General features: G+C 37.4%; 22 protein-coding genes. 11 read left to right on the top strand and 11 right to left on the bottom strand.

Translation table 11 applies throughout. The features are described 5' to 3' along the window. Positions 1 to 730 precede the first annotated feature (730 nt). The gene (locus FJQ98_RS00825; protein ID WP_053592663.1) at positions 731 to 1,420 is read left to right on the top strand and encodes an adenine nucleotide alpha hydrolase family protein; all 690 of its coding nucleotides are present in this window, start codon (positions 731 to 733) and stop codon (positions 1,418 to 1,420) included. Positions 1,421 to 1,475: 55 nt separating this feature from the next. On the opposite strand, the gene FJQ98_RS00820 is transcribed toward FJQ98_RS00825, so the two are convergent. Continuing rightward, complete coding sequence (locus tag FJQ98_RS00820) at positions 1,476 to 2,681, bottom strand: MFS transporter (protein ID WP_053592664.1); 1,206 nt, start codon at positions 2,679 to 2,681, stop codon at positions 1,476 to 1,478. A gap of 119 nt (positions 2,682 to 2,800) precedes the next feature. Between FJQ98_RS00820 and FJQ98_RS00815 the strand changes: the two genes are divergently transcribed. Next, a complete protein-coding gene (locus FJQ98_RS00815; protein ID WP_425492673.1) occupies positions 2,801 to 3,526 on the top strand; it encodes a DUF421 domain-containing protein in 726 nt (241 codons plus the stop codon). Positions 3,527 to 3,544: 18 nt separating this feature from the next. Here FJQ98_RS00815 and FJQ98_RS00810 read toward each other — a convergent pair whose 3' ends face one another. Together FJQ98_RS00810 and FJQ98_RS00805 are read right to left on the bottom strand one after the other, a co-directional pair. Further along, positions 3,545 to 4,249 (bottom strand): CBS domain-containing protein, encoded by a 705-nt coding sequence (locus FJQ98_RS00810; protein WP_053592665.1) that lies wholly within the window; start codon positions 4,247 to 4,249, stop codon positions 3,545 to 3,547. A gap of 177 nt (positions 4,250 to 4,426) precedes the next feature. Next, entirely contained in the window at positions 4,427 to 4,582 is a 156-nt protein-coding gene (locus FJQ98_RS00805; protein WP_201406598.1) for a hypothetical protein, read from the bottom strand. Positions 4,583 to 4,827: 245 nt separating this feature from the next. On the opposite strand from FJQ98_RS00805, the gene FJQ98_RS26555 reads away from it, so the two are divergent. Further along, entirely contained in the window at positions 4,828 to 5,034 is a 207-nt protein-coding gene (locus FJQ98_RS26555; protein ID WP_241774469.1) for a MerR family DNA-binding protein, read from the top strand. 56 nt (positions 5,035 to 5,090) lie between these two features. Further along, positions 5,091 to 5,498, top strand: a complete 408-nt coding sequence (locus FJQ98_RS00795) for a GAP family protein (protein WP_082339582.1) — start codon at positions 5,091 to 5,093, stop codon at positions 5,496 to 5,498. 120 nt (positions 5,499 to 5,618) lie between these two features. Here the strand turns inward: FJQ98_RS00795 and FJQ98_RS00790 are convergent, their stop codons facing one another. The 5 genes from FJQ98_RS00790 to FJQ98_RS00770 all read right to left on the bottom strand — a co-directional run bounded on the left by FJQ98_RS00790 (position 5,619) and on the right by FJQ98_RS00770 (position 9,240). After that, positions 5,619 to 6,401 carry an ABC transporter permease gene (locus FJQ98_RS00790; protein ID WP_053592666.1) on the bottom strand — a complete coding sequence of 261 codons (783 nt, stop codon included), beginning with the start codon at positions 6,399 to 6,401 and terminating at the stop codon, positions 5,619 to 5,621. Further along, positions 6,398 to 7,291, bottom strand: a complete 894-nt coding sequence (locus FJQ98_RS00785; RefSeq protein ID WP_053592667.1) for an ABC transporter ATP-binding protein — start codon at positions 7,289 to 7,291, stop codon at positions 6,398 to 6,400. The genes FJQ98_RS00790 and FJQ98_RS00785 overlap by 4 nt, the downstream gene beginning before the upstream one ends. Then, a complete protein-coding gene (locus tag FJQ98_RS00780; protein WP_053592668.1) occupies positions 7,288 to 7,491 on the bottom strand; it encodes a PLD nuclease N-terminal domain-containing protein in 204 nt (67 codons plus the stop codon). Before FJQ98_RS00780 ends, FJQ98_RS00785 begins: the two co-directional genes overlap by 4 nt. Positions 7,492 to 7,840: 349 nt before the next feature. Continuing rightward, positions 7,841 to 8,272 (bottom strand): protein-tyrosine phosphatase family protein, encoded by a 432-nt coding sequence (locus FJQ98_RS00775; protein WP_053592669.1) that lies wholly within the window; start codon positions 8,270 to 8,272, stop codon positions 7,841 to 7,843. 20 nt (positions 8,273 to 8,292) lie between these two features. Then, complete coding sequence (locus tag FJQ98_RS00770; RefSeq protein WP_053592670.1) at positions 8,293 to 9,240, bottom strand: carbohydrate kinase family protein; 948 nt, start codon at positions 9,238 to 9,240, stop codon at positions 8,293 to 8,295. Between the two features lie 177 nt (positions 9,241 to 9,417). On the opposite strand from FJQ98_RS00770, the gene FJQ98_RS00765 reads away from it, so the two are divergent. Together FJQ98_RS00765 and FJQ98_RS00760 are read left to right on the top strand one after the other, a co-directional pair. Further along, the gene (locus FJQ98_RS00765) at positions 9,418 to 9,981 is read left to right on the top strand and encodes a GNAT family N-acetyltransferase (RefSeq protein ID WP_053592671.1); all 564 of its coding nucleotides are present in this window, start codon (positions 9,418 to 9,420) and stop codon (positions 9,979 to 9,981) included. A gap of 17 nt (positions 9,982 to 9,998) precedes the next feature. After that, positions 9,999 to 10,916, top strand: a complete 918-nt coding sequence (locus FJQ98_RS00760) for an EamA family transporter (protein WP_053592672.1) — start codon at positions 9,999 to 10,001, stop codon at positions 10,914 to 10,916. A gap of 65 nt (positions 10,917 to 10,981) precedes the next feature. Here the strand turns inward: FJQ98_RS00760 and FJQ98_RS27455 are convergent, their stop codons facing one another. Together FJQ98_RS27455 and FJQ98_RS00750 are read right to left on the bottom strand one after the other, a co-directional pair. Further along, positions 10,982 to 11,080: an S-layer homology domain-containing protein gene (locus FJQ98_RS27455; protein ID WP_425492691.1), complete on the bottom strand. Its 99-nt coding sequence runs from the start codon at positions 11,078 to 11,080 to the stop codon at positions 10,982 to 10,984. Positions 11,081 to 11,095: 15 nt separating this feature from the next. Then, positions 11,096 to 12,259 carry a transglutaminase-like domain-containing protein gene (locus FJQ98_RS00750; RefSeq protein ID WP_201406597.1) on the bottom strand — a complete coding sequence of 388 codons (1,164 nt, stop codon included), beginning with the start codon at positions 12,257 to 12,259 and terminating at the stop codon, positions 11,096 to 11,098. A 497-nt stretch (positions 12,260 to 12,756) separates the two neighbouring features. On the opposite strand from FJQ98_RS00750, the gene FJQ98_RS00745 reads away from it, so the two are divergent. The 5 genes from FJQ98_RS00745 (at position 12,757) to FJQ98_RS00725 (ending at position 19,597) form a co-directional block, all read left to right on the top strand. Next, the gene (locus FJQ98_RS00745) at positions 12,757 to 13,857 is read left to right on the top strand and encodes an extracellular solute-binding protein (protein ID WP_053592674.1); all 1,101 of its coding nucleotides are present in this window, start codon (positions 12,757 to 12,759) and stop codon (positions 13,855 to 13,857) included. Between the two features lie 449 nt (positions 13,858 to 14,306). Then, positions 14,307 to 15,377, top strand: coding sequence for an ABC transporter ATP-binding protein (locus FJQ98_RS00740; RefSeq protein WP_201406596.1), 1,071 nt, complete (start codon positions 14,307 to 14,309; stop codon positions 15,375 to 15,377). A 12-nt stretch (positions 15,378 to 15,389) separates the two neighbouring features. Beyond that, the gene (locus FJQ98_RS00735) at positions 15,390 to 17,111 is read left to right on the top strand and encodes an ABC transporter permease (RefSeq protein WP_053592676.1); all 1,722 of its coding nucleotides are present in this window, start codon (positions 15,390 to 15,392) and stop codon (positions 17,109 to 17,111) included. A 27-nt stretch (positions 17,112 to 17,138) separates the two neighbouring features. Next, the gene (gene argH / locus FJQ98_RS00730) at positions 17,139 to 18,653 is read left to right on the top strand and encodes an argininosuccinate lyase (RefSeq protein WP_053592677.1); all 1,515 of its coding nucleotides are present in this window, start codon (positions 17,139 to 17,141) and stop codon (positions 18,651 to 18,653) included. Next, positions 18,650 to 19,597 carry an N-acetylglucosamine kinase gene (locus tag FJQ98_RS00725; RefSeq protein WP_053592678.1) on the top strand — a complete coding sequence of 316 codons (948 nt, stop codon included), beginning with the start codon at positions 18,650 to 18,652 and terminating at the stop codon, positions 19,595 to 19,597. Before argH ends, FJQ98_RS00725 begins: the two co-directional genes overlap by 4 nt. A 359-nt stretch (positions 19,598 to 19,956) precedes the next feature. On the opposite strand, the gene FJQ98_RS00720 is transcribed toward FJQ98_RS00725, so the two are convergent. After that, entirely contained in the window at positions 19,957 to 21,261 is a 1,305-nt protein-coding gene (locus FJQ98_RS00720; protein ID WP_246494259.1) for a transglutaminase domain-containing protein, read from the bottom strand. Between the last annotated feature and the right edge of the window lie 27 nt (positions 21,262 to 21,288).

Here is a 21,288-nt window from a genome sequence, read left to right as displayed (position 1 = left end):
GACTCTAACTTTTTTCAGCTAACTGAAAAATACTAAAGCCTTTTTGCATCTCACCATCCAAAAGACGGCAAAAAATATTTGATGAATAAAGCTAAATAACATATCAGGTTGATTTTTATCACGTACCTAAAGTGCGTGCTCCTTCGAATTGGAAAGTAAGTGGTGTTGAAGTGTCAATATGATTAATAGAAAAAGACAAACTAGTTCTTCAACGTTTAAATTCATTCGGCATGTATTTTATGCAGTGAATGAATTTAATCGAAGCTTTAGTGATAGCACTGCATAAAATCAGGGAATTTTTCAGGCTATGAGCTGCATATCCTGTGAAGCCTAAGTGACCAGTGGCGTACTGCCCTAAAGCCTTTGGAAAATGGCGTGACTTTTGTAGAGATAATATGTACACACGTTTCAAAATCAGTCTCAATTTCACTAAGACGTATCAAGACACTTGACTATCTATTTAACTAACTGCATAATAGTGTGGCATATAGAAGCAATTGGTTTAAATGCACGAAATGCATAAATTAAATAACTGAAAAGCATAGAGATAAACCTAGTTACTCAAGGTTTCCCCGATATATTGTCATTAACTTTTATACAATTTTAAGTATACAATATAAATGAGCATAATGCACTGTATCAGTATCATTTTTAGCTGTTTTAGGATATTTTTTTCAAAACCGACAATCGAAATAACAAAATAACAACAAGATAAGAGGTGTGAATTTTTATGAAGCATGTGAAAGGGCGTTTGGATGAAAGTATTTTAGTTTGTGTCTACTATGGACTTAACGGTGAGCGTTTAATACGACGTGGTCATAAAATGGCTACAATGTTAGATTGTCCACTATATATTCTTTCGGTCGATTCGCAACCCCTTGATGCATTTGATGCAGAGAAATCTAGCTACATCGAGCAATGGAAAAAGCTATCTGATGAACTTGAAATTGAAAAGTTCATACTACTAGATGATGAAAAGCGCCCAATACAAAAAGTTATTGCAGAAGTGGCAAAAAATTACGGAATTTCCCAAATCATCGTAGGCCAAAGTGCACAGAGTCGCTGGGAGGAAATTACAAAAGGCTCATTCCTAAACGTCTTATTAAAAGAGGTACCTTTTGTAGATTTTCACATCGTAGCTGTCCAACGTCCAACTGACGATGATGATGCAAACGATACATATGAAAAAGGTGTACGTGCTTATTTAATCAAACAACATGAAGATTTTAAGGTAGCATTTACATGTCCTAAATACGTATCCATTGAAGGTATATTTTTCAAAGAAATTGGCACTGATTTTGATAATGGCATTTTCAAATTCACCTACAACGATAAAATGCATGAAGTCCATATATCAGAGGGTCATGTATTAGATAAGGACAAACTACCAGCTGAATTTCTATCACCATTACGTCAATAAAAACGCGTTCCTCAAGCTTAGGAACGCGTTTTTATCTATCACTCTTACCTGAGTCTTACACCGCAGATGCTGGTTTATCCTTAGGTAAGAAAAATGCTACTAGTAATAATAATGGTAACAAAGAGACGACCATCATCGTAAAATCGATGCCCCTATGATCCATTAATACACCTATTACCATCGCACCAATTGCACCCATTCCGAAAGCAAAGCCAGTCGTTAAACCAGCCATTGTACCAATTTTTGTCGGGACAAGCTCCTGTGCGTAGACCACTGTTACCGAGAAGCTAATCATAATTAGCGTACCGATAATCACTAAAAATATCATTGCTGTCCATAACGGTACATAAGGCAATGCTAAACAAAATGGCATCGGTACAACAACGGATAGTAAAATAACGTTTTTTCTACCAATTCGATCTGATAATGAACCTCCAAAAAATGTGCCAACGACGCCAAATGCCATAAAGGTGAATATTAAAATTTGACCAAGTTTAAGACTAATTTCATAATGATCCATTAAATAAAACACATAAAAACTTGTAATATTAGTTGTATAAAATGATCTCGCAAAAATAATAGTAAATAGTAACGTCAACGCAATGCCTACTTGTTTCTTTGTTAATGGAGGCAAGTTAGAAACTAATACTCGTTTTTTCTTTGCAATACGTTCTTGCTCCAACTGCTTTTTATACCACGTTGCAATTTTACTCAATAGTAGAATACCTATTGCAGCCACTACTAAGACCATTGCTGCACCACGTTGCCCAAAGATAGCGAAAATATAAGCACTAATTAATGGTGCGAGTGCTTGCCCAGAGTTACCTCCAACTTGATAAATCGATTGAGCAAGTCCTCTTTTTGAGCCTGCTGCCATAAATGAAACACGTGAGCCCTCAGGATGAAAAATAGCTGAACCAAATCCTAAAAATAATACCGCAATAATAATTATCCAATATTGTGATGTGAACGCTATAATGGCAATGCCTATGAATGAACTAATCATTCCAATTGGCAAAGCATAGGGCATTGGCTTTTTATCGCTAAGAAAACCAACAACGGGCTGCAAAGCAGAAGCAAACATATTTAATGCAAACGAAATGAGACCTATTTGTGTGAAGGTTAATCCTAAATCACTCTTCAATATTGGGAACATCGCTGGAATAACTGCTTGCATCGTATCGTTGATAAGATGGGCAACAGCTATTGCAATCATAATTGGATAGACCGGGTTATTAAAATTTTCTATTTGTTTATTCATGCTGCTACCTCGCTTTCTAATCTTTGTAAATTTTCATTATAAGAGATCTTCGCATACTATTGACCTTTTTGCACAAGCTATTCATTGAAAATAGCAGTTTTAAGGGAGTTGATTTATGTATGAATATAGACGAATTTTTTAAAGCTGATTTTTGGGAAATGATACTTAGGTCCACACTTTCCTTCTTTGCGTTACTCATTGTAACTCGACTACTAGGAAAAAAACAGCTTGGACAACTTACATTTTTCCACTATACAACAGGTATCACATTTGGTTCTATTGCATCAGAAATAGCAGCACAGGCTGAGACACCCTTTTTAGATGGACTTATTGCCCTCATTTGGTGGAGCGTTTTAACATATTTAATGACCGTCATTACCATTAAATCTAAAAAAGCTCGTGTGATTGTTGATGACAAGCCAACAATCCTTATTCAAAATGGACTTATTTTAGAATCTGCCTTAAAGAAAAATCGTTTGCATATGGATGAGTTAGCAATGATGCTACGGGAACAAGCTATATTCTCTGTACAAGATGTACAATATGCGTTACTTGAAACTACGGGTAAACTAAGTGTGCTACCAAAACCCGCTGAGCAACCAGCGACAAAGCTAGATGTAAAGGCCGATGTTACACCACCAACCTATATACCAACAGAAGTAGCTTCAGATGGGCAAGTTATTTATGAAAACTTAGTTGAACTTGAATTGACTGAAGATTGGCTTATGAAAAAACTGAAAAAGCAAAATGTCCAATCAGTTGAAGATGTTTATTTTGCTCAGGTTCAAGCAAACGGCTCCCTATATGTAAGCTTAAAGGATAAAGCAAGACGATCAAGCCCTTAACAGCTTGTCTCGTCTTGCTTAATCTATTTTTACAATGTCCAACGGTGTAACAATGCCGATTAGTTTTTGATGTGGCCTCCCATGCTCCGTTATTAATAAGGCTTCAAAACGGCGTCCCCGCTCTACGCCTTGTTTAAAAATATCTTCAGCCTCGTAAATCGTTATGTATCTACTCACAAATTTGTAATTCACTCTATTTTTTTCATGCATTAAAATATCATATAAGGTGGGAACCTTTTTAGGTATTTGATTGCCTCCCATCACCGTAGCTAGCCAGTTTGTGATTCCTACTGTCGTCACAAGTCCTTTAAATTGATCTTTATGGTATACAGGAAACTGTGTAAATTTACGATGGCGTATGACTTTTAATACATGTTTTAATGAATCTTTTTCCTGAAAAGCTAGTACTTTTTTGCGAAACATTTGTCCAACAAGCGTTGGCTTAGCAAGTGTTGCATCTATGTATTCAATTCTTTCCACCACGTCTATATGTGGTTCAGCAATGACATAATCTAAGGACGTACGATGATGAACAATGGCATTTCGTAAATCTGCATAAGAGCGTAAATCGTCTTCGTATTTACGAACTAGTACATCCTTCTTCTTAGCTTGATCGATAAGACGATAAAAAGGCATAAAATCCTTTGCACCGACAATATCTCTTAACCTGTGATCTATCCGATTAAACGCTGTGAGAAAGCGATCGGAATTTTCCGTAGCCAATATTATCCACCTTCCTCTTATGTATATTTTCATATTTTCCGAGTTATTTGACAAATCATGAGTATTAGCTACATTATATTCCTAAGTTATGGATATTCCAAGAATAGTTAATATTGTCCTAAATAATCTTCTTTCCTAAGCTCCTTTATTCCTATTTTTTTTAGACATTTTTATGACTCATCCCCATAACGTGAGGTTGATTTCCGTTCCGACTGGGTGCTTTGTTGTTGCTGTCGCTTCGCTTTCGCACAGATAAAACATTGTTGCTGTCGCTTCGCTTTCGCACAGATAAAACATTGTTGCTGTCGCTTCGCTTTCGCACAGATAAAACATTGTTGCTGTCGCTTCGCTTTCGCTACAAAAACATTTGCTGAATGAAGATAAAAAAATCTTCTCTAAACTACTTGAAAGTTATGCAACGTCATTTTGTACAATATTGGTAACAGTCAAAAAGGGGGATTTGGATTGCTTGTCATTCATGAAGTTTCAAAACAAACAGGGGTTTCAGTTCGGACACTTCGTATTATGAAGAAATTGGTTTATTATTTCCGACAGCCAAAACAGAAGGTGGACACAGGTTGTATGGTGAGGAAGAGCTTAAAACACTACAACAAATCGTGTTTTTAAAAACATTAGGTTTCCGATTAAAAGACATTCAAACATTGCTAAATGACTCTTGGGATTGGGCGGCAAGTTTAGATCATCAGCTTGCTTTTGTTCAAGCGGAGCAAAACAAATTAAAACAGATGGAAAGCGCAATACTTGGATTACAAAATGCGGCTTAGATGTTGTTTTTGATCCAATTGCAACTGCATTAAATAGCCACTCTGCTAGATTAGTAATGACAATTGTGGGTGCGATATTATTTGTCGGGAGTTGGTTAGTACCAAAGAAAAAAATTTCGGGATCTCCTAAGCCGAAATCGTTTAGCATAGGCGCAATGATTGCTTTAGGGTTTACGACTTCTCTTTTAGAAGTGGCAACAGCTTTACCCTATTTCGCCGCAATAGGCATTTTAACGAGCAATCATTTAGCCTATTATGAATGGTTGCCCATCATAGCCGGATATAATCTAATAATGATTACGCCCGCAATCCTATTACTCGGTTTACACATACTGTTCAAAAGCTTTATGAATAAGCCGTTAAGAAAAATACAAGCGCTTTATGATAAAAGCACCAGTTCAGCTCTTTCATGGGTAATGTTTTTCGTCGGTCTTATTTTGCTGATGAATGGTGGTATGATTTAAGCAATAATATGTAAAAATCTGCTATAGTTTCTATTGGCAGGGCACACTAGCTTTTAGTTCATATGCTCTTACCCTACCATAAGAATTCACGCAGATTTTCACCTTATATTTCCTTTTCCTTTAAATTTTCGTCATTGGTGCATTTTTCTTCATAGTAAAAGCTCCAATACCAATACAAATAACTGTAAGTAATAGTGTTAGCATAAGACTCCACCAATAATCAGACATCTCCATCGTACCCCTAATTAATTGAACGCCATATACCGGTAATTTCCACGGTGATATTGTCCAAAATGCCCCAACTAAAGAATCCAATATTAGCCCAATAAATATGACAGCGAATGCACATGTAGTTGCTACCACTGTTTTAAAAGTCGCGCTCATCATCAATGTCACTGCTATCACAAAGAGCAACCAAGAAATATACGTGAAAAAACTTGCCACTAGTGGTCCTATCTCAAATGTCCCATAAAGCACGACCGTATAGTATACACTCGCAGCAAAACCAGCTAAAATACTAACAAAGCCAACAGTACTCATGACGATAAACTTACTCATAAAATAAGCGCCAAACGATATAGGACGTACATACAATAAAGTAGCCATCCCATTTGCTCTTTCTTTACTAATGGCCCCTACAAAACTAGCCATTAATACGAGTAATCCTATCGTCTGAAATTGCCCAATGGAAGCTTGTAATACGTCAACTGGCATTAATTCTGGCATCAACATTTCAAAGCCTTCTGGTACGTTACCAACCGCATTTAAAATATCCATCATATAATAGTTTGTCAGTGGATCACTCATACCGAGCAATGCAAATACAAGAGGTATCCATAAAAACTTCCAGCTTCGCCAAGCTTCTCTGAATTCCTTTTGCAGAAGTACATTAAGTCCTCTCATATTTTTCTCGCCACCTTCATGAAAATCTCTTCAAGTGATGCTGTTTGTCGCTCCACTTTTCGTATTTTGTAAGTATACCTACTAAGATGTTGAAGTAGCTCCTGCATACTCGGCTTTTCATCAATAATTTCTATATATACATAGCTACCCTTTGCTTCTCCTATTAGTTCAGATTGATTGGCAAAAAGTTTTGCCTCTTTTTCAGAGCTAAATTCTACAACATAATTTTGTTCATCGAAACGTTGACGTACCTCACGCAATGTCCCTTGCTCTACTAGCTTTCCATCACGTAAAAACAATAATTGATCTGTCATTTCTTCTGCATCATTTAAAATATGTGTTGAATATAAAATCGTTGTTTCTTGTTGTAAGCCCTTCAATAAATCAAGAACTTCCCTACGGCCAACCGGATCCAAAGCAGACACAGGCTCATCTAATAACAGTAATTTAGGCTTATGCACAATTGCCTGAGAAATTCCTAACCGTTGCTTCATACCCCCTGAAAATGTAGCAATTTTCTTATTTAAATCATTGCCTAGTCCTACAAATTCAAGTGTTTTTTGTGCTTCTAATTTTGCTTCTTTTGCGGGCACACCATTTAATTTTGCTGCCATTTCAGTAAACTCTAGCGCACTTAACCAAGGATGAAATTGCGGATATTGTGGTAAAAAGCCAATATTTGCTCTTAAATCACCATCCAACATTTTCACACTTCCAGAGGTTGGTTTTAATAAACCTGTTAGCATCGATAATGTCGTTGTTTTACCAGCGCCATTAGGTCCAATTAATGCTGTCGATGTATTTTTTTCTAGCGTGAACTCGATTTCATCCACAACTACTTTCTCTGCATATTGCTTTGTAAGTCCCGTTACCTGAAGTAATATCGTCATGATTGTTTTCTCCCAACTATAAAGTACGCAATCGATCCAAGATAACTAGTAAAAATAATAAGAAGCACCCATAAAATTTTAGGCCCATTTGTTGCATGGATTTTACGTAAGTCGACCAGAGCAACAATCATTAAAATAAATTGAACCACAATTAGTGGTGCTATGACTGCCCATGGAACTTTTGCTAAGTCCTCCATCATACAGATCACCTCATTTTTGTTATATTATCACTATAACAAAAACTGTTCTAATATGTATAGCACAATTTTATATGTGAATTGTTTACTTTTTTGATAACGGTTATGAGGACTATTTAAAATAACGTTGTATTATTCAAAGTTAAACATGAGCCGCTTCGCTCGTGTTGCTCGCTCCAATGAACCTATGCACATGACATACGTTTTAACAAAATGTCATCCAACTTTTTAATTTTATCGGAATACTTTCAGGTCGATCAACTTTCACGTTTTATCACCCAACTTTTAATGTTTACTAACTAAAAAAGAAGATGTACCAAAGTTGAAAAAAACTTTTGGTACATCTTCTCATCTATTTATATAACTTCTGCAAAGCATCTGCCATTTTTGGACGAATTGTTACTTGTGGACGCGCGTTCTTTACAGCCGCTTCCGCTTCATTTAGAGAATCGGTCATGCCAAGCTCCATTAATACTGCAGTGGCAGCCACTCCTGCGCGACCTCCCCCGCTTCCACAATGGAAGTACACGTTCTGCCCATTCTCATAGGCTGAAACAATTTCTTTCGCAACTTTTTGAATAGATGGTGCTACTTCTATGTCTTCATCAGCAATCGGCATATGCTTGTACACATATGAAGCCGTTTCCTGCTCCTCATTAGATAAACCGTTTACGCGAACATCAATTACGATATCCACTGTTTCTTGTTCAAAAGCTATATCCGCATCTTTCGCACCGCCAAAAAATAATCGATCCTTCACTAATACATCGTAATTTTTCTCCATTGTATGCACGCTCCAAACGACTATTTAAGTAAATGCTTAATATCATCATAAAATGGAAGGGCTGTTAATGCTCCTGCTTTAGTAGCTGCCATAGCACCTAGCTTATTGCCAAAGCTTACACAACGAATAAGCTCCTCCTCCGTTGTAGGTAAGCCATTGTAATGAACATCGCGTAATACACCAGCCATAAATGCATCTCCAGCACCTGTAGTGTCTACTGGCACAACCTTTTCTGTCGGCACATGAATAACCTCACCATTTAATACCGCATATGTGCCATTTTCGCCCACTGTTACTAAAATAATAGGCACTAAATAACTGTTTAATTGCTCAATGCCCTCTTCCAAACTAGTTGTTTCTGTTAGGAAAAATAATTCTTCATCAGTAACCTTTAAAATATCTACGTGCTCAAAAAATGACGTGATGGTTTCACGGCAAACCAGCTCACTGCTCCAGCGTAGAGGACGAATATTCGCATCCATTGCGATAATCGCACCTTTTTCCTTTGCCATCTCTACAGTAGCACGTGTTGTTTCAAGGGCTGTAGGATGGAACATTGTACCCGAGCACACTGTTAAAGCAGATGCATATTTAAAAGCTGCTTCATTTAATTGTGTTGCTTCTACTTGTAAATCTGGCGTCTCATCGACATAATCTTTAAAAATTCGCTCACATGCTTCTGTTAAATGTACATAGACACCGCTAACACGCTTCGCAGGGTTAAATACTGCATAATCCAGGCTTACCCCTTCTTGTGCAAGGCCATCTCGAACAAACTGAGAGCCTTCGTCGTCTCCTGTGATCGTAATTAATGCAGATGGAGCACCGATACGGCTAATTCCCGCAGCAACATTTACCGTCGCACCACCCATATATTTAGTAAAAGATGTATTTGTTACATCATCAGCGATATAGTCAATAAAAGCATCTCCATAAACTAAAATATAATCTTTATCTTCCTTTGTCATTGTTGTCCTCCCGAAACTCTAGTCATTATAGATTAACACGAAATCAGATATCGTATAAAGTTTTAAACTTTCGGAAAAATAATCAATGATGCCGTCAGAATATCATCATTTATTCAAAAACTTGAGTCATCCTCTATCTTTGTTATACTTGCCTATAGAAAGGTAGGGATTTTGACAATGAGTATTACAATTCGACAAGCGCAACCACAGGATGCCCATGCCGCTGTACCATTAATTATTGATGCGATTGGTGATATTGCCAACCGTATAACAGGAGAACAGACAGCTAAAGCAGTGGAACAAGAGCTTACTGTACTATTCAAGCGTGAGGATAATCGACATTCCTATTTAAATACTTTTGTTGCCGTTGAGAATGAGCATGTATTAGGAATTCTTGTTTACTATAATGGTGTCGAAGCCATTCACATGGATGAAAATCTCGTAAAATGGCTTGAAGAAAAAAATGCGCCATCCGTAATCATCGATAAAGAAGCTCATGAAGATGAATATTATATTGATACTATTTGTGTAGCACCTGAAGCTCGTGGTAAAGGAATAGGAACATTATTACTGCAATTTGCCATAGAGGAAACACAAAAACGAGGCTATACAAAATTATCATTAAACGTTGAAACACAAAAAGAGGGCGCTCGTCGTCTTTATGAACGTATGGGCTTTGTCATTACAGAGCCATGGTCCATAATCGATGAACCATTTCATCATATGGTGAAGCAATTTTAGGAAGTGAAATAAAAAACATGAAAAAGAATTTAATTTATCCTCTTTTAATCGTCATTGCTTCTAGTAGCTACGGTGTACTATCGACAATTGTCAAAGTAGCTATGCAGCATGGATTTACAACAGGAGAGGCAGTATCGAGTCAATATATTATTGGCTTTATGCTTGTTGCAACTATTTTTATAGTGACACAAAGACAATTACCGAAGCTTTCTAAAAAGGGACTGCTTATTTTGGTGTGCGCCGGGATATTTACCGGGACTACAGGAATTATATACGGCGAATCATTAAAGTATCTACCAGCCTCTCTTGCAGTAGTAATGCTCTTCCAATTCACGTGGATAGGCTTATTAATAGATTGCGCACTTCATAAACGCCTACCAAGCCGAACTGAAGTGATTTCAATTATTGTATTATTCGCTGGAACGATTTTAGCTGCTGGTGTACTAAATGTAGATTTAAGCGGTATTGCTATTCAAGGATGGCTGTTTGGTTTTGCTGCTGCCTTTACCTTTGCTTGCTTTATTCAATTTAACTCTCGTCACGTGGAAGGTATTACAACTACATCACGCGTGTTGATTGTTTCCTTTGTCGCCCTTATCATAATTAGTATTTTCTTAAATCCTGAAGTTCTTTGGAACGGCAAATTATTTGCCGGTGGTTTATGGAAATTTGGACTAGCATTAGGACTCTTCGGTATTATTTTGCCAATTTACTTATTCTCTATAGCTGTTCCGAAAGTAGGAGGAGCTCTTGCCTCTATTTTAAGTGCTATGGAGTTACCCGTTGCCGTAACTGTTTCAGTTATTGTTCTACATGAACCATTAACTTCTTTACAAATAGCGGGTATTATTTTGGTTATTTTAGGTATGATGCTACCGACAATACTTTCGCAGCGACGACAAAAGGAAAAATCTTTAGAGCCTATCAGTAAGTAAATACTTTAATCTAAATTTAAAAGGGAGATGTATCATTTTTTTGATACATCTCCCTTATTTCTTTATTAACTTTTATAAACCAATCGCTCGATACATAATGCCGTAAATTGAGCGCGTGTTAAGTTTTCATTCAGTCTAAAATTACCGTTTTCATCGCCTAGTATAATATTATGTACACCTTAATTTAAAGTTGATAACAGAGATAAAATCATAAACGATAAAAAAACGCTAAAAATAATAATACGCTCTCTTCTTAATATGAAACATAAAAAGAATAGAATAAACGTCATTTTATAAGTTACCTCTAAATAGAAGTTTTGAAAGATAAAATTTAATACCATAATCAGTATACCGATAAACAGTAAATATACTTTAGGGCGCTCTAAAAAATGCTTTATTCCATGTTCTCGTATTTTCCAAGTTCCAAATAAATGTGATGTATCTATCAATGGAAATAAATCATCATTTTGTTCATATTTCACATATATAGGTTGTAAGTAAGGAGCACTTCCGTTAAGGGATTGCTGTCCCCAACAAAAAGGCTCTCCATTAATGAGAATGGGATTTAAAGTAAAGGCTTCTTCATTATTCTTATATTCTGGTAGTAACTCTATTTCTGTATCTTTAGAAAAAACAACTCGTTGTCCTTCGGTTTTTACAAAATATTTTTTCCAATATAACGTCTTTAAAGAGCTATCAAAAAACCTAAATGGTTGTTTCTTTTGAATGTAGGCCATACTTGTATCAACTGAAATCCAACCTTCATCTTCTATAAAAAACTCGTTCCAAACATGGGCATTCATTTCCCCATATGCCCAGCTTCCAACTACTGTCCTTGCTGGTATTTTTAATACTCTACATAATGCAGTAAAGAGAAATGAAAATTCCCCACAATCGCCTTCTTTGATTTCGAGAAATGAGTTAACACCCCTACTACTTGGGGGATAAATATAGCGATAATTATCTACAATATAATGAAAAATAGCACGTGCTTTTTCACAATTACTTTCCTGTTGACTGGTAATTTCTTTTGCTAACCTTGTAGTTTCTGCATTTATTGGTGAAAGAATAGTATTTCTCAAATAAAAATTTCTTTCTGCATCCGTCAATGTCTTCTTTTCATTTTTTGTACTATATAATTCTACTTCATAATTAAGATGAAAACTCTGATCTTCGTTTAAAATGTAGTACGCTAGTTTCTCTCCTGTTGGAATCTTTGTAACTTGATCGGGTTTTACATTATTCTCGTTTAGTTGAATAGCAGGAGGCATAATCATCCAAAGTTCTAGCTTTTCACACAGTTCATTTCTATAAAAAAAATCAACTGTCACAGTGTTACTCATAATTTTTATCCTCTTTCATCCGTATATTAAAGTTAGTGAACTTAGTCAAATATTGTTATTGTTTAAATAAAATAACAACATTTACCTTAACCTTATATAAAGCAGAAATCAAATGTAGAATACCTAATTAGGAAATAATATAGGTATCTAAAAGTTTTTGTATAGGATACCTCTAGCAGTTTTCCTGCAAGACCTCTCCCAGCACGCACATAAACAATTCGAACTTTTTTTAGATCGTGGCCAACATTTCAAAATCACAAAATAAATATTTGTTCACTTTTGAACATATTTTAATAATCTATTCTTAAAAACTCCTAAAATTGCAGCTCTCGGTTACTTTAAAGAGTTTTCGACATTAGTTACATACCATTGCTATCTAGTATTTATTTAGCTATGATGAATCCAATTGTAATTTTTTAATTATTCTAACATTAATGCAAGGTCTCCGGATTATACTGCTATATGTAAGTTTTTCACTATTAGAGAGGGGGAAGATTATGCAGAAAACACGTATCCTCGGTTTTTTACTTGTGCTGATGGTTGTTGTATTAGCTGCTTGTAGTAGTGATAATAAGACTTCTACAAAAGATGCAACAACTAGCAAAACGTCCGATTCTGAAAAGACCGATGTGGCGGCTACACCATCTGGAAAGCTTGTGATCTATACGGGGCGCGATGAAGAAATGGTGCAAAAGGTAATCGATCAGTTTAATGAAAAGTACCCGGACATTGAAGTGGAATTTTTAACGATGGGTGCGCAGCAAATTTTAGAACGCCTACGTGGTGAAAAAGCTAATCCTCAGGCTGATTTTTGGTGGGGCGGTACGCAGTCTGCACTAACTGTCGGCGCCAATGAAGATTTACTTCAAGCTTGGAAGCCTAGCTTTAACGACTCCATTGATGCGGCTTATAAAGATGCAGATGGTCGTTGGTTTGGCGAAATGTTACTACCAGAAGTTATTATGATTAACAGTGATGTATTAAAGAAAGAAACTGGCCCACAGGATTGGGATGAGTTATTAGATCCAAAATGGAAGGATCAAATATTAATTCGTGGTGTGTTAGCATCTGGTACGATGCGTACTATTTATTCATCCATGATTGTACGTCAAGGCGCAGATTCACCTGAGAAGGGCTACGATTGGTTATTAAAATTAGATGCCAACACGAAGGAATATACACAAGATCCAAATGCACTTTATTTAAAGATGACACGACAAGAAGGCAGCGTTTCTTTATGGAATTTACAAGATATTTTATTAAAGAAATATACGACTGATTATCCGTTCGATTACATTTATCCGAAGAGTGGTGCTCCGATTTTAGTTGATGGTGTTGCTGTTGTGAACAATGCTAAAAACTTAGAAAATGCAAAGCTCTTCGTAGAGTTCTTATTTGAAAAAGGAATGGTGACTCAACTAGCAAACGATTACTATCAAATTCCTACTCGCTCAGATATCGATAAGGCGGCAATGCCTGAGTGGTATAAAGAATTAGATTTAAAAACGTTTGATATAGATTGGCAGCTCATGACTGAAAAAGAAGCTGAATGGATGGAACATTGGGATAACAATATTAAAGGCCGAGGGAAAAAGTGACCGATGACTAAAAAGTTATGAACTTGCCCTATGTTGCTGACAGGCTCTTCACAAAAATAATTAGGAATGACATTAGTGAAATTGTCTGCTTTGTAAATAAGTTGATTGGAGTGGAGACTGGGCGACTCCATGGGGATCAGCAATAGAGGAACGAAGGCTAAAACCATCACGTCCTGTGATAACGCCTTCGTGACCAACATCGTGTTGGCCCGAGACCCTGCAGCGAAGCGAAGCGGCTCATCGGACGCCCCCAGGAAGCTCTGCTCTGCGCGAAAGCGTAGCGTCAGCAACAAAGCGCCCAGTCGGAACGGAAATCAACCCCACGTTATGGTGATGAGCCTTTTTATATCATAAAACATCTATGAATATTGCTCATGTTTTTAAGCCTCGGGTAAATTTTTGCTCGAGGCTTCATGCAACTAATTTTCTGCGAGAAAGGAGCATTTCATTTGAAAAGTGTCAAAATAGAAAATGTCTCTAAGAAATTCGGTCAAATTCACGGCGTAAAAGATTTAAATCTTCATATTAAAGCTGGTGAATTTTTTACTTTTCTTGGTCCAAGTGGTTGTGGGAAAACGACAACACTACGGATGATAGCGGGCTTTTATTACCCAACGGAAGGAAAAATTCTTTTTGATGATCTAAACGTGACAAAACTTCAACCCAATAAACGGAACATTGGTATGGTGTTTCAAAATTATGCCCTCTTTCCACATATGACGGTAGACGAAAATATTGCCTTTGGCTTACAAGTACGAAAATTGCCAAAGGCGGAGATCAAACAAAAGGTTGACCGTATTAGAGGGCTTGTACATTTATCGCAATATGGTAAACGGAAAATTAATGAATTATCTGGTGGGCAGCAACAACGGGTTGCATTGGCACGAGCACTCGTGATTGAGCCTGATATTTTATTACTCGATGAACCATTATCAAATTTAGATGCTAAATTACGCGAAGAAACGCGTATTGAGATAAAACGTATTCAATCTGAGCTCGGTGTCACAACCATTTATGTTACACATGATCAAATGGAGGCTATGTCCATGTCAGATCGCATTATGGTCATGGAAAATGGGAACATTAAGCAAATCGGTACTCCGCAAGAGATTTATAATCGACCTTCAAACCGCTTCGTAGCAGATTTTATTGGGGAGACAAACCTAATTGAAGCGACAATCGATGCCGTTAATGGTGACGATATACAAGTAAAAACAGCAAATGGACTTGTTCTTACTGGGCGAAAGCAACAAAGCTCCCTCACTTTAACGCATATGATTGGAGACAAAGCGTTTATTTCTATTCGTCCTGAATCTATCAATCAAGGTACTGGTGAAAACACATTAACAGGTAAAATCACTTTTGTTGAATTTACAGGGGTTAGTGTGAACTACATTGTGGAATGTATAGATTTTTCACTAAAAGTAATGATTATTAATATGAACGGTGAGTTAAAAAAAATTGGTGAAGAAATCACCTTAAATATAGCCCAAGATTCACTGTATTTTTTTAGGGAATAGGAGGGTAACAACATGGAAAAAACACACCTCAATCCTTCTGAAGGAAATGCATGGACACGACTAACTAGCTCAAATTGGTTTGTCTATATTTTAGTTGCACCTTTATTTTTAGTGTTGTTCGCCTATGTAGTATACCCGTTCTATCAAACTTTTATAGAAAGCTTCTCTGGTGATGATGCGCTATCAACTTATAAAAAATTTTTTAATATCGCTAGCCCAGCAAATATAGAGGCATTGTGGACTAGTATATATATATCCGTTATCAGTGTTATTTGCTGTGCAATCGTTGGTGTTACCATGGCATTTCTACTGGAACGCTATGATTTCCCCGGAAGACGGATACTCTCTGTTTTAGTATTGGTACCTATGGCTCTTCCTCCATTAGTTGGTGTACTTTCCTTTTCATTTTTGTATGGAGACAGTGGTATTTTCCCACGTGCGTTTCAGCACCTATTCGGTTTAGAGCAAGTACCTTTTTCATTAAAAGGCATATGGGGGGTTATCGTAGTACATACATTCACTATGTACACTTACTTCTACTTAACCGCCTCAGCAGCTATAAAAGGTCTTGATCCAGCTTTAGAGGAAGCCGCAACTAGTTTAGGTGCCGGGCGTATTCGAGTATGGACAAAGGTTATTTTGCCCATGTTAACACCTTCGATTGTTGCCTCATCCCTACTCGTATTTATGATATCTATGGCATCCTACACTGCACCTTTAATGTTCGGTGTTGAGCGCACGATGACAATGCAAATCTATTTATCACGTACGAATGGGAATTTAGATATGGCAGCGACACAATCCATGATTCTCTCCTTTGTTTCCATTACTTTTTTAATTATTATGCGCTGGTATCAGAACCGCAGAAATTATCAAAACCTAAGCAAGGGCATCAGTGTTCATCGATCTGAAGTGTCTTCAAAACGTATGAAAATTATAGCGACTATTGCGTCTTTCATAGGCACATTAATTTTGATCTTGCCGATTTTAGTGCTTATATTAATTTCATTTTCTGTTGACGGTGCATGGAAAACACAAATTCTTCCAACCGACTATACATTGGATCATTATCAAGCACTTTTTACAGATGAACGGACATGGCGACCAATTTGGAACTCCATTCAAATGGGGATCATCGCAACATTTGGCAATATAATTTTCGGTGTTGCAGCAGCCTATGCTATGGTGCGATTAAACTTTAAAGGTAAAACATTACTCGATATTTTAATCATGGTTCCTTGGGCATTGCCGGGAACGGTTGTAGCTGTCAATTTAATCGCAGCCTTTAGTACAGAAAATATATTCGCCTTTAATCAAGTACTAATCGGAACGTTCTGGATTTTGCCGTTAGCCTATTTTATTAGACATTTACCGCTTGTTTTCCGATCTACATCGGCATCTCTTGTTCAATTAGATCAATCTATCGAAGAAGCATCACGAAGTTTAGGGGCAAATTGGTGGTATTCATTTAGACGTATTGTACTACCACTTACATTTACGGGCATTTTGGCAGGTACGTTACTAGCACTTGTTCAAAGCTTTGGTGAATTCGTAGCGTCTATTCTTATTTACAGTTCATCAACAATCCCATTATCAGTGGCGATATTCCAAAAATTGTATGCGTTTAAATTTGGAACTGCTTGTGCATATGGTGTCTTACAAATTTGTTTAATTTTAATTGTGCTTATTATTTCCGAGAAGTTATCTAAAGGCAGTGCTGGTTCAGCCATATAACTGCTAATCTACTAGGAGGCAATTAATATGTTTGAAGATTTCCGCAATAAAACACAGCAAGAAGATGGGATGAATTTCCCTTCCAATATTTATCGTAAAATTGTCTTACAGCCAGCTTATGATGAAGCCAAGAAAAACTTTTTAACAATTATTCTACAAATCAATATTGCACACTTAAAAATGTTAGAAGAACAGGGACTTGTAAAAAAAGAAGAAGCTAAAGAAATTGGTATTGCACTAAAAAAATTAGACTTGAACTATTATCGTATAGAAGATTACAGCCCGCGATATGAGGACTTATTTTTCCGCATCGAAAATAAATTAATAGAGCTTGCTGGCGATGTTGCTGGGAATCTTCACATTGGTAGAAGTCGTAATGATATGGGCATAGCCATCTATCGAATGACTTTAAGAAAAAAATTGTTATTGCTCATGCGAGAATTACTGACTTTACGGGATGATTTAATCGCAGCTGCTATGGAGCACGTTGATACGATTATGATTGGCTATACACATACGCAGCAGGCACAGCCAACAACCTTTGCTCATTATTTGAAAGCTGTTATCGATCAACTTGAACGAGATTTTGAACGTTTGCAGCATGTCTACAAAACGGTGAATCGCAGCAGTATGGGAGCAGCGGCATTAACGACAACAGGCTTCAAAATTAGTCGAGAGCGTATGCGCGAGTTATTGGCATTCGATGATATTATCGAAAATGCGTGGGATGCTGTTGCTGGTGCGGATTATATTGCAGAGGCAGCGAGTATTGTTCAGCTTGCGGCACTTAATCTTGGCCGCACATCCCAGGATTTTTTACTATGGGCTACACAGGAATTCAATGCATTTACGCTGGCAAGCCCGTACGTACAAATTAGTTCTATCATGCCACAAAAGCGCAACCCTGTTTCGATAGAGCATACACGTTCATTGCTATCAGCGGTTGTTGGTGATGCTAGTACAGTATTACAAATGGTACATAATACACCGTTTGGAGATATCGTGGACACCGAAGATGATATGCAACCATATTTATGGCGCGCGATCGACCGTTTAATAGGTATTTACAAGCTATTTGGTTCGCTTGTTGTCACGATGAATGTAAACAAGAAAAAACTAAGAAATCGAGCAGAAAATAGCTTTGCCAATGTCACAGAGCTTGCTGATACATTAGTGCGCTCTGAAGGGATTTCATTCCGCCAAGCACACAGTATTGTTAGTAAATGTATAAAGGTATTGCTCTCTCATGGTGAAGAGTCTCTAGCAAGTCTTACATGGGGTCTAGCAAATACACAATCCAAATTAATTACTGATAAACCATTAAAAATTTCTGAGGAAGATTTTTATAACGCATTAAAACCAGAGACTTTCGTTGCTGTCCGCACATTACCTGGCGGTCCAGCGCCCGTAACGATGAAAGAATCTCTTGAACGCTCCAAGGCAAATGCTCATAACCTTTATGAGTGGATTCGTTTGAAGGAGTCTATGATTGTTGATGCAGAAAAGCAATTAACAGTATTTATAGAGGAATGGAATCAATGATGGAATGGCTACTTATTATTGACGGTGGTGCTACAAAAACGGCATGTGCGGTCGTACATGCCGAGTCTGGTGAAATAAAATATACAACATCAACAAGTGGCTCGAATTATCAAGCAATCGGCGCTGAATCGGCTACAGAGATATTGCAAGCGTTATTAGCAAATGTGCAGGACTTTTTACAAAAGCAAGATTGCTCAAATATTGCAGTAGCTACCTTTGCAATGGCTGGAATTGATTCTCCCAAAGATCATGAAATCGTATCAGCAATCGTTCATAGCGCCTTATCGGCATTACAATTTAAAATTGATATGCTTATTATAGAAAATGATGCACAGGCCACTTTACTGGGTGTTACTGCCGGACAGGCAGGCGCTTTACTCATTGCTGGAACAGGAGCCATTGCGTACGCATTTGATGGTACGCAAATAGTACGTGCAGGTGGTTGGGGACATCGTGCAGGAGATGAAGGTAGTGGTTATTGGTTAGGACAAGAAGTTATACGCGCCATTTTCCGAATGGAAGACGGGCGTGGTGAGCCGACCATCTTAAAAAATGCTGTCTATGATTACTTACGGATCCGAGATGTTACAGAGCTAGCTGCATGGCTGTTCCGTCCATCTTACACGAATGCGCAGCTTGCTAAAATGGGTGCATTTTTAGCAGATGCCGTGACCAAAAAGGATTCATGTGCTCTTCAAATAGCAATGCGTGCTGCCCATGAATTAGCGCTCCTTGCATGCGCCGTGTTGAAAAAAGTCGACTATCAAGGCGAAGCATTTAGCCTTTATTGTAATGGTGGTGCCATTAAGCATAATCCTATCATTTATAAAACTTTTGCCCAGGAAATGGAATTGACGTATCCGAAAATTGAAGTTTCTCTGTGTCAGCATCAACCAATCTATTATCTTATGGAGCGAACAAAAAAGGCCTATGACAGTTTGTAATGTCATAGGCTCTTCATGTTGTTGAAAATTATTATGTTCAATGAACTCAAGGTATCCATTTCTCTTTTGCAAAACGAGGAGTTGATTTCCGTTCCGACTGAGCGCTTTCCTGGGGGCGTCCGATGAGCCGCTTCACTCGCTCTGCTCGCTCCAGGGTCTCATCTGTGACGCTGATCCCCGAGGAGTCGCTCAGTCTCCACTCCAATCAACCACTTCATAAAGCATGCATCTTCTGGCATGTTACACTAATATGTTGTGATAAAACAAAATTGAAATAACCACAGATTACAATCTCGCCATAACTCTATATAGAGCTTATGACAATCTGATCATAGGCTCTTTATTTTTGGCTGATAACGTTACAGTGCCATTTTTTTAAGCTCATTTGTCGTGAAATATAAATAGCCGTCCTTCACAAATAAATCCTTCGTATCTTCCCTATTTAATATTTGTTCTCCGCTTCCATCCGGGCGAATCTTTGTTAAATACGCTCCGTGAGAATAATTACTAAAATATAGCCAGCCATCTGCATAAACGATGTATTGTGCACGTGAATTGGAAACGCGTTTCGATTTACCTGTTTTTAAATCAAGCACGTACAATTTATTATCATCAGAAACATTGCTATAAAATATTTGCTGTCCTACCTGTGCAGAGAAATCTACATCATGAAAATAGTTATACGTTGTACTCGTTGCTTTCGGGTAGTCTTCAGCAATCCACGTATGATCTTTAGCCATCGTACGATCATCTACTAAAAAGTATTTATAGCGTACCACCCCTTTACGATTAGGTACTGGGTCATTCCATGTAGTATCAAGGTGATACCATTTGCCAGCGAGCTTTACTAAATTCCATGCATGTCCTTCTTGTCCGACATAGCCTACTATATATTTTGTTTCTATACCTAACTGTTGTAACATCGAATGAGCCAACAATGCATAGCCTTGGCAAACGCCACCATGCTCTGCAAGCACTGTATATGCGCTATGTGGACTTGAATTCGTTTGATCTGTATAGGCGGTGTTGGCAACGATATAATCATTGACAGCCCTAACCTTCTCTACATCACTTAATGAATTTTCATTGATAGAGGCTACAATCTCTTGAACATTCATTTCAACAAATGCTGCCTGCTCTGGGGTCATTAAATAACTTTGCTCCCCAAAGATTGTGGCCGTTTTTCTTCCATATTCAAATCGAATTGAATGCTTACTAATATGTCCATATACATAATCATCTCGTTTTATAGCATTTTCATAGGCTTCTTCCACTAGCTGTTCAATTCGTTGTGTATCGCCTTTATATTGAATCTCAAACGTAGGTGAAAAACTACTGTAGTACGCATACATCGCATCAGCCATTTCCTTTGCATTCGTTACAACTAACTTGGCTTCAGGCTTTTGGGCAGTAGGAGCTGTAACGGCTACCCCCTCTTCTGGTTCTTCTTCTATAGGTGTGGCCGTTTCAATGGAGGCATTCTCTGAAAGTTTAGCAGTAACATCTATGATTTTTTCCTTTGTTGAGAGAAGCATCGTTTCTATCTCATCATTATTTGTCCAAGTTATCACTTGTTGTACAACTGCTTTACCAGCTGTATAGATAGGGTCAATAAAAATAACGATAATTACGATAATGGCTAATTTTTTCCACAAAATCCTCACCTCCGAACGTTTTCCTGTTTTCATTAT

This window comes from Lysinibacillus agricola (genome assembly GCF_016638705.1).
Classification (GTDB): domain Bacteria; phylum Bacillota; class Bacilli; order Bacillales_A; family Planococcaceae; genus Lysinibacillus; species Lysinibacillus agricola.
The sequence above is the reverse complement of the archived record's forward strand: the minus strand, read 5'-3'. Positions and strand labels throughout refer to the sequence as shown.

Coding starts and splice junctions, on each gene's coding strand:
- FJQ98_RS00760 (WP_053592672.1), top strand. CDS start 9,999: ATGAAAAAGAATTTAATTTATCCTCTTTTAATCGTCATTGCTTCTAGT.
- FJQ98_RS00815 (WP_425492673.1), top strand. CDS start 2,801: ATGAATATAGACGAATTTTTTAAAGCTGATTTTTGGGAAATGATACTT.
- FJQ98_RS00775 (WP_053592669.1), bottom strand. CDS start 8,272: ATGGAGAAAAATTACGATGTATTAGTGAAGGATCGATTATTTTTTGGC.
- FJQ98_RS00825 (WP_053592663.1), top strand. CDS start 731: ATGAAGCATGTGAAAGGGCGTTTGGATGAAAGTATTTTAGTTTGTGTC.
- FJQ98_RS00805 (WP_201406598.1), bottom strand. CDS start 4,582: ATGTTTTATCTGTGCGAAAGCGAAGCGACAGCAACAATGTTTTATCTG.
- argH (WP_053592677.1), top strand. CDS start 17,139: ATGTTTGAAGATTTCCGCAATAAAACACAGCAAGAAGATGGGATGAAT.
- FJQ98_RS00820 (WP_053592664.1), bottom strand. CDS start 2,681: ATGAATAAACAAATAGAAAATTTTAATAACCCGGTCTATCCAATTATG.
- FJQ98_RS00750 (WP_201406597.1), bottom strand. CDS start 12,259: ATGAGTAACACTGTGACAGTTGATTTTTTTTATAGAAATGAACTGTGT.
- FJQ98_RS00725 (WP_053592678.1), top strand. CDS start 18,650: ATGATGGAATGGCTACTTATTATTGACGGTGGTGCTACAAAAACGGCA.
- FJQ98_RS00780 (WP_053592668.1), bottom strand. CDS start 7,491: ATGATGGAGGACTTAGCAAAAGTTCCATGGGCAGTCATAGCACCACTA.
- FJQ98_RS00790 (WP_053592666.1), bottom strand. CDS start 6,401: ATGAGAGGACTTAATGTACTTCTGCAAAAGGAATTCAGAGAAGCTTGG.
- FJQ98_RS00745 (WP_053592674.1), top strand. CDS start 12,757: ATGCAGAAAACACGTATCCTCGGTTTTTTACTTGTGCTGATGGTTGTT.
- FJQ98_RS00770 (WP_053592670.1), bottom strand. CDS start 9,240: ATGACAAAGGAAGATAAAGATTATATTTTAGTTTATGGAGATGCTTTT.
- FJQ98_RS00795 (WP_082339582.1), top strand. CDS start 5,091: ATGACAATTGTGGGTGCGATATTATTTGTCGGGAGTTGGTTAGTACCA.
- FJQ98_RS00785 (WP_053592667.1), bottom strand. CDS start 7,291: ATGACGATATTACTTCAGGTAACGGGACTTACAAAGCAATATGCAGAG.
- FJQ98_RS00765 (WP_053592671.1), top strand. CDS start 9,418: ATGAGTATTACAATTCGACAAGCGCAACCACAGGATGCCCATGCCGCT.
- FJQ98_RS00735 (WP_053592676.1), top strand. CDS start 15,390: ATGGAAAAAACACACCTCAATCCTTCTGAAGGAAATGCATGGACACGA.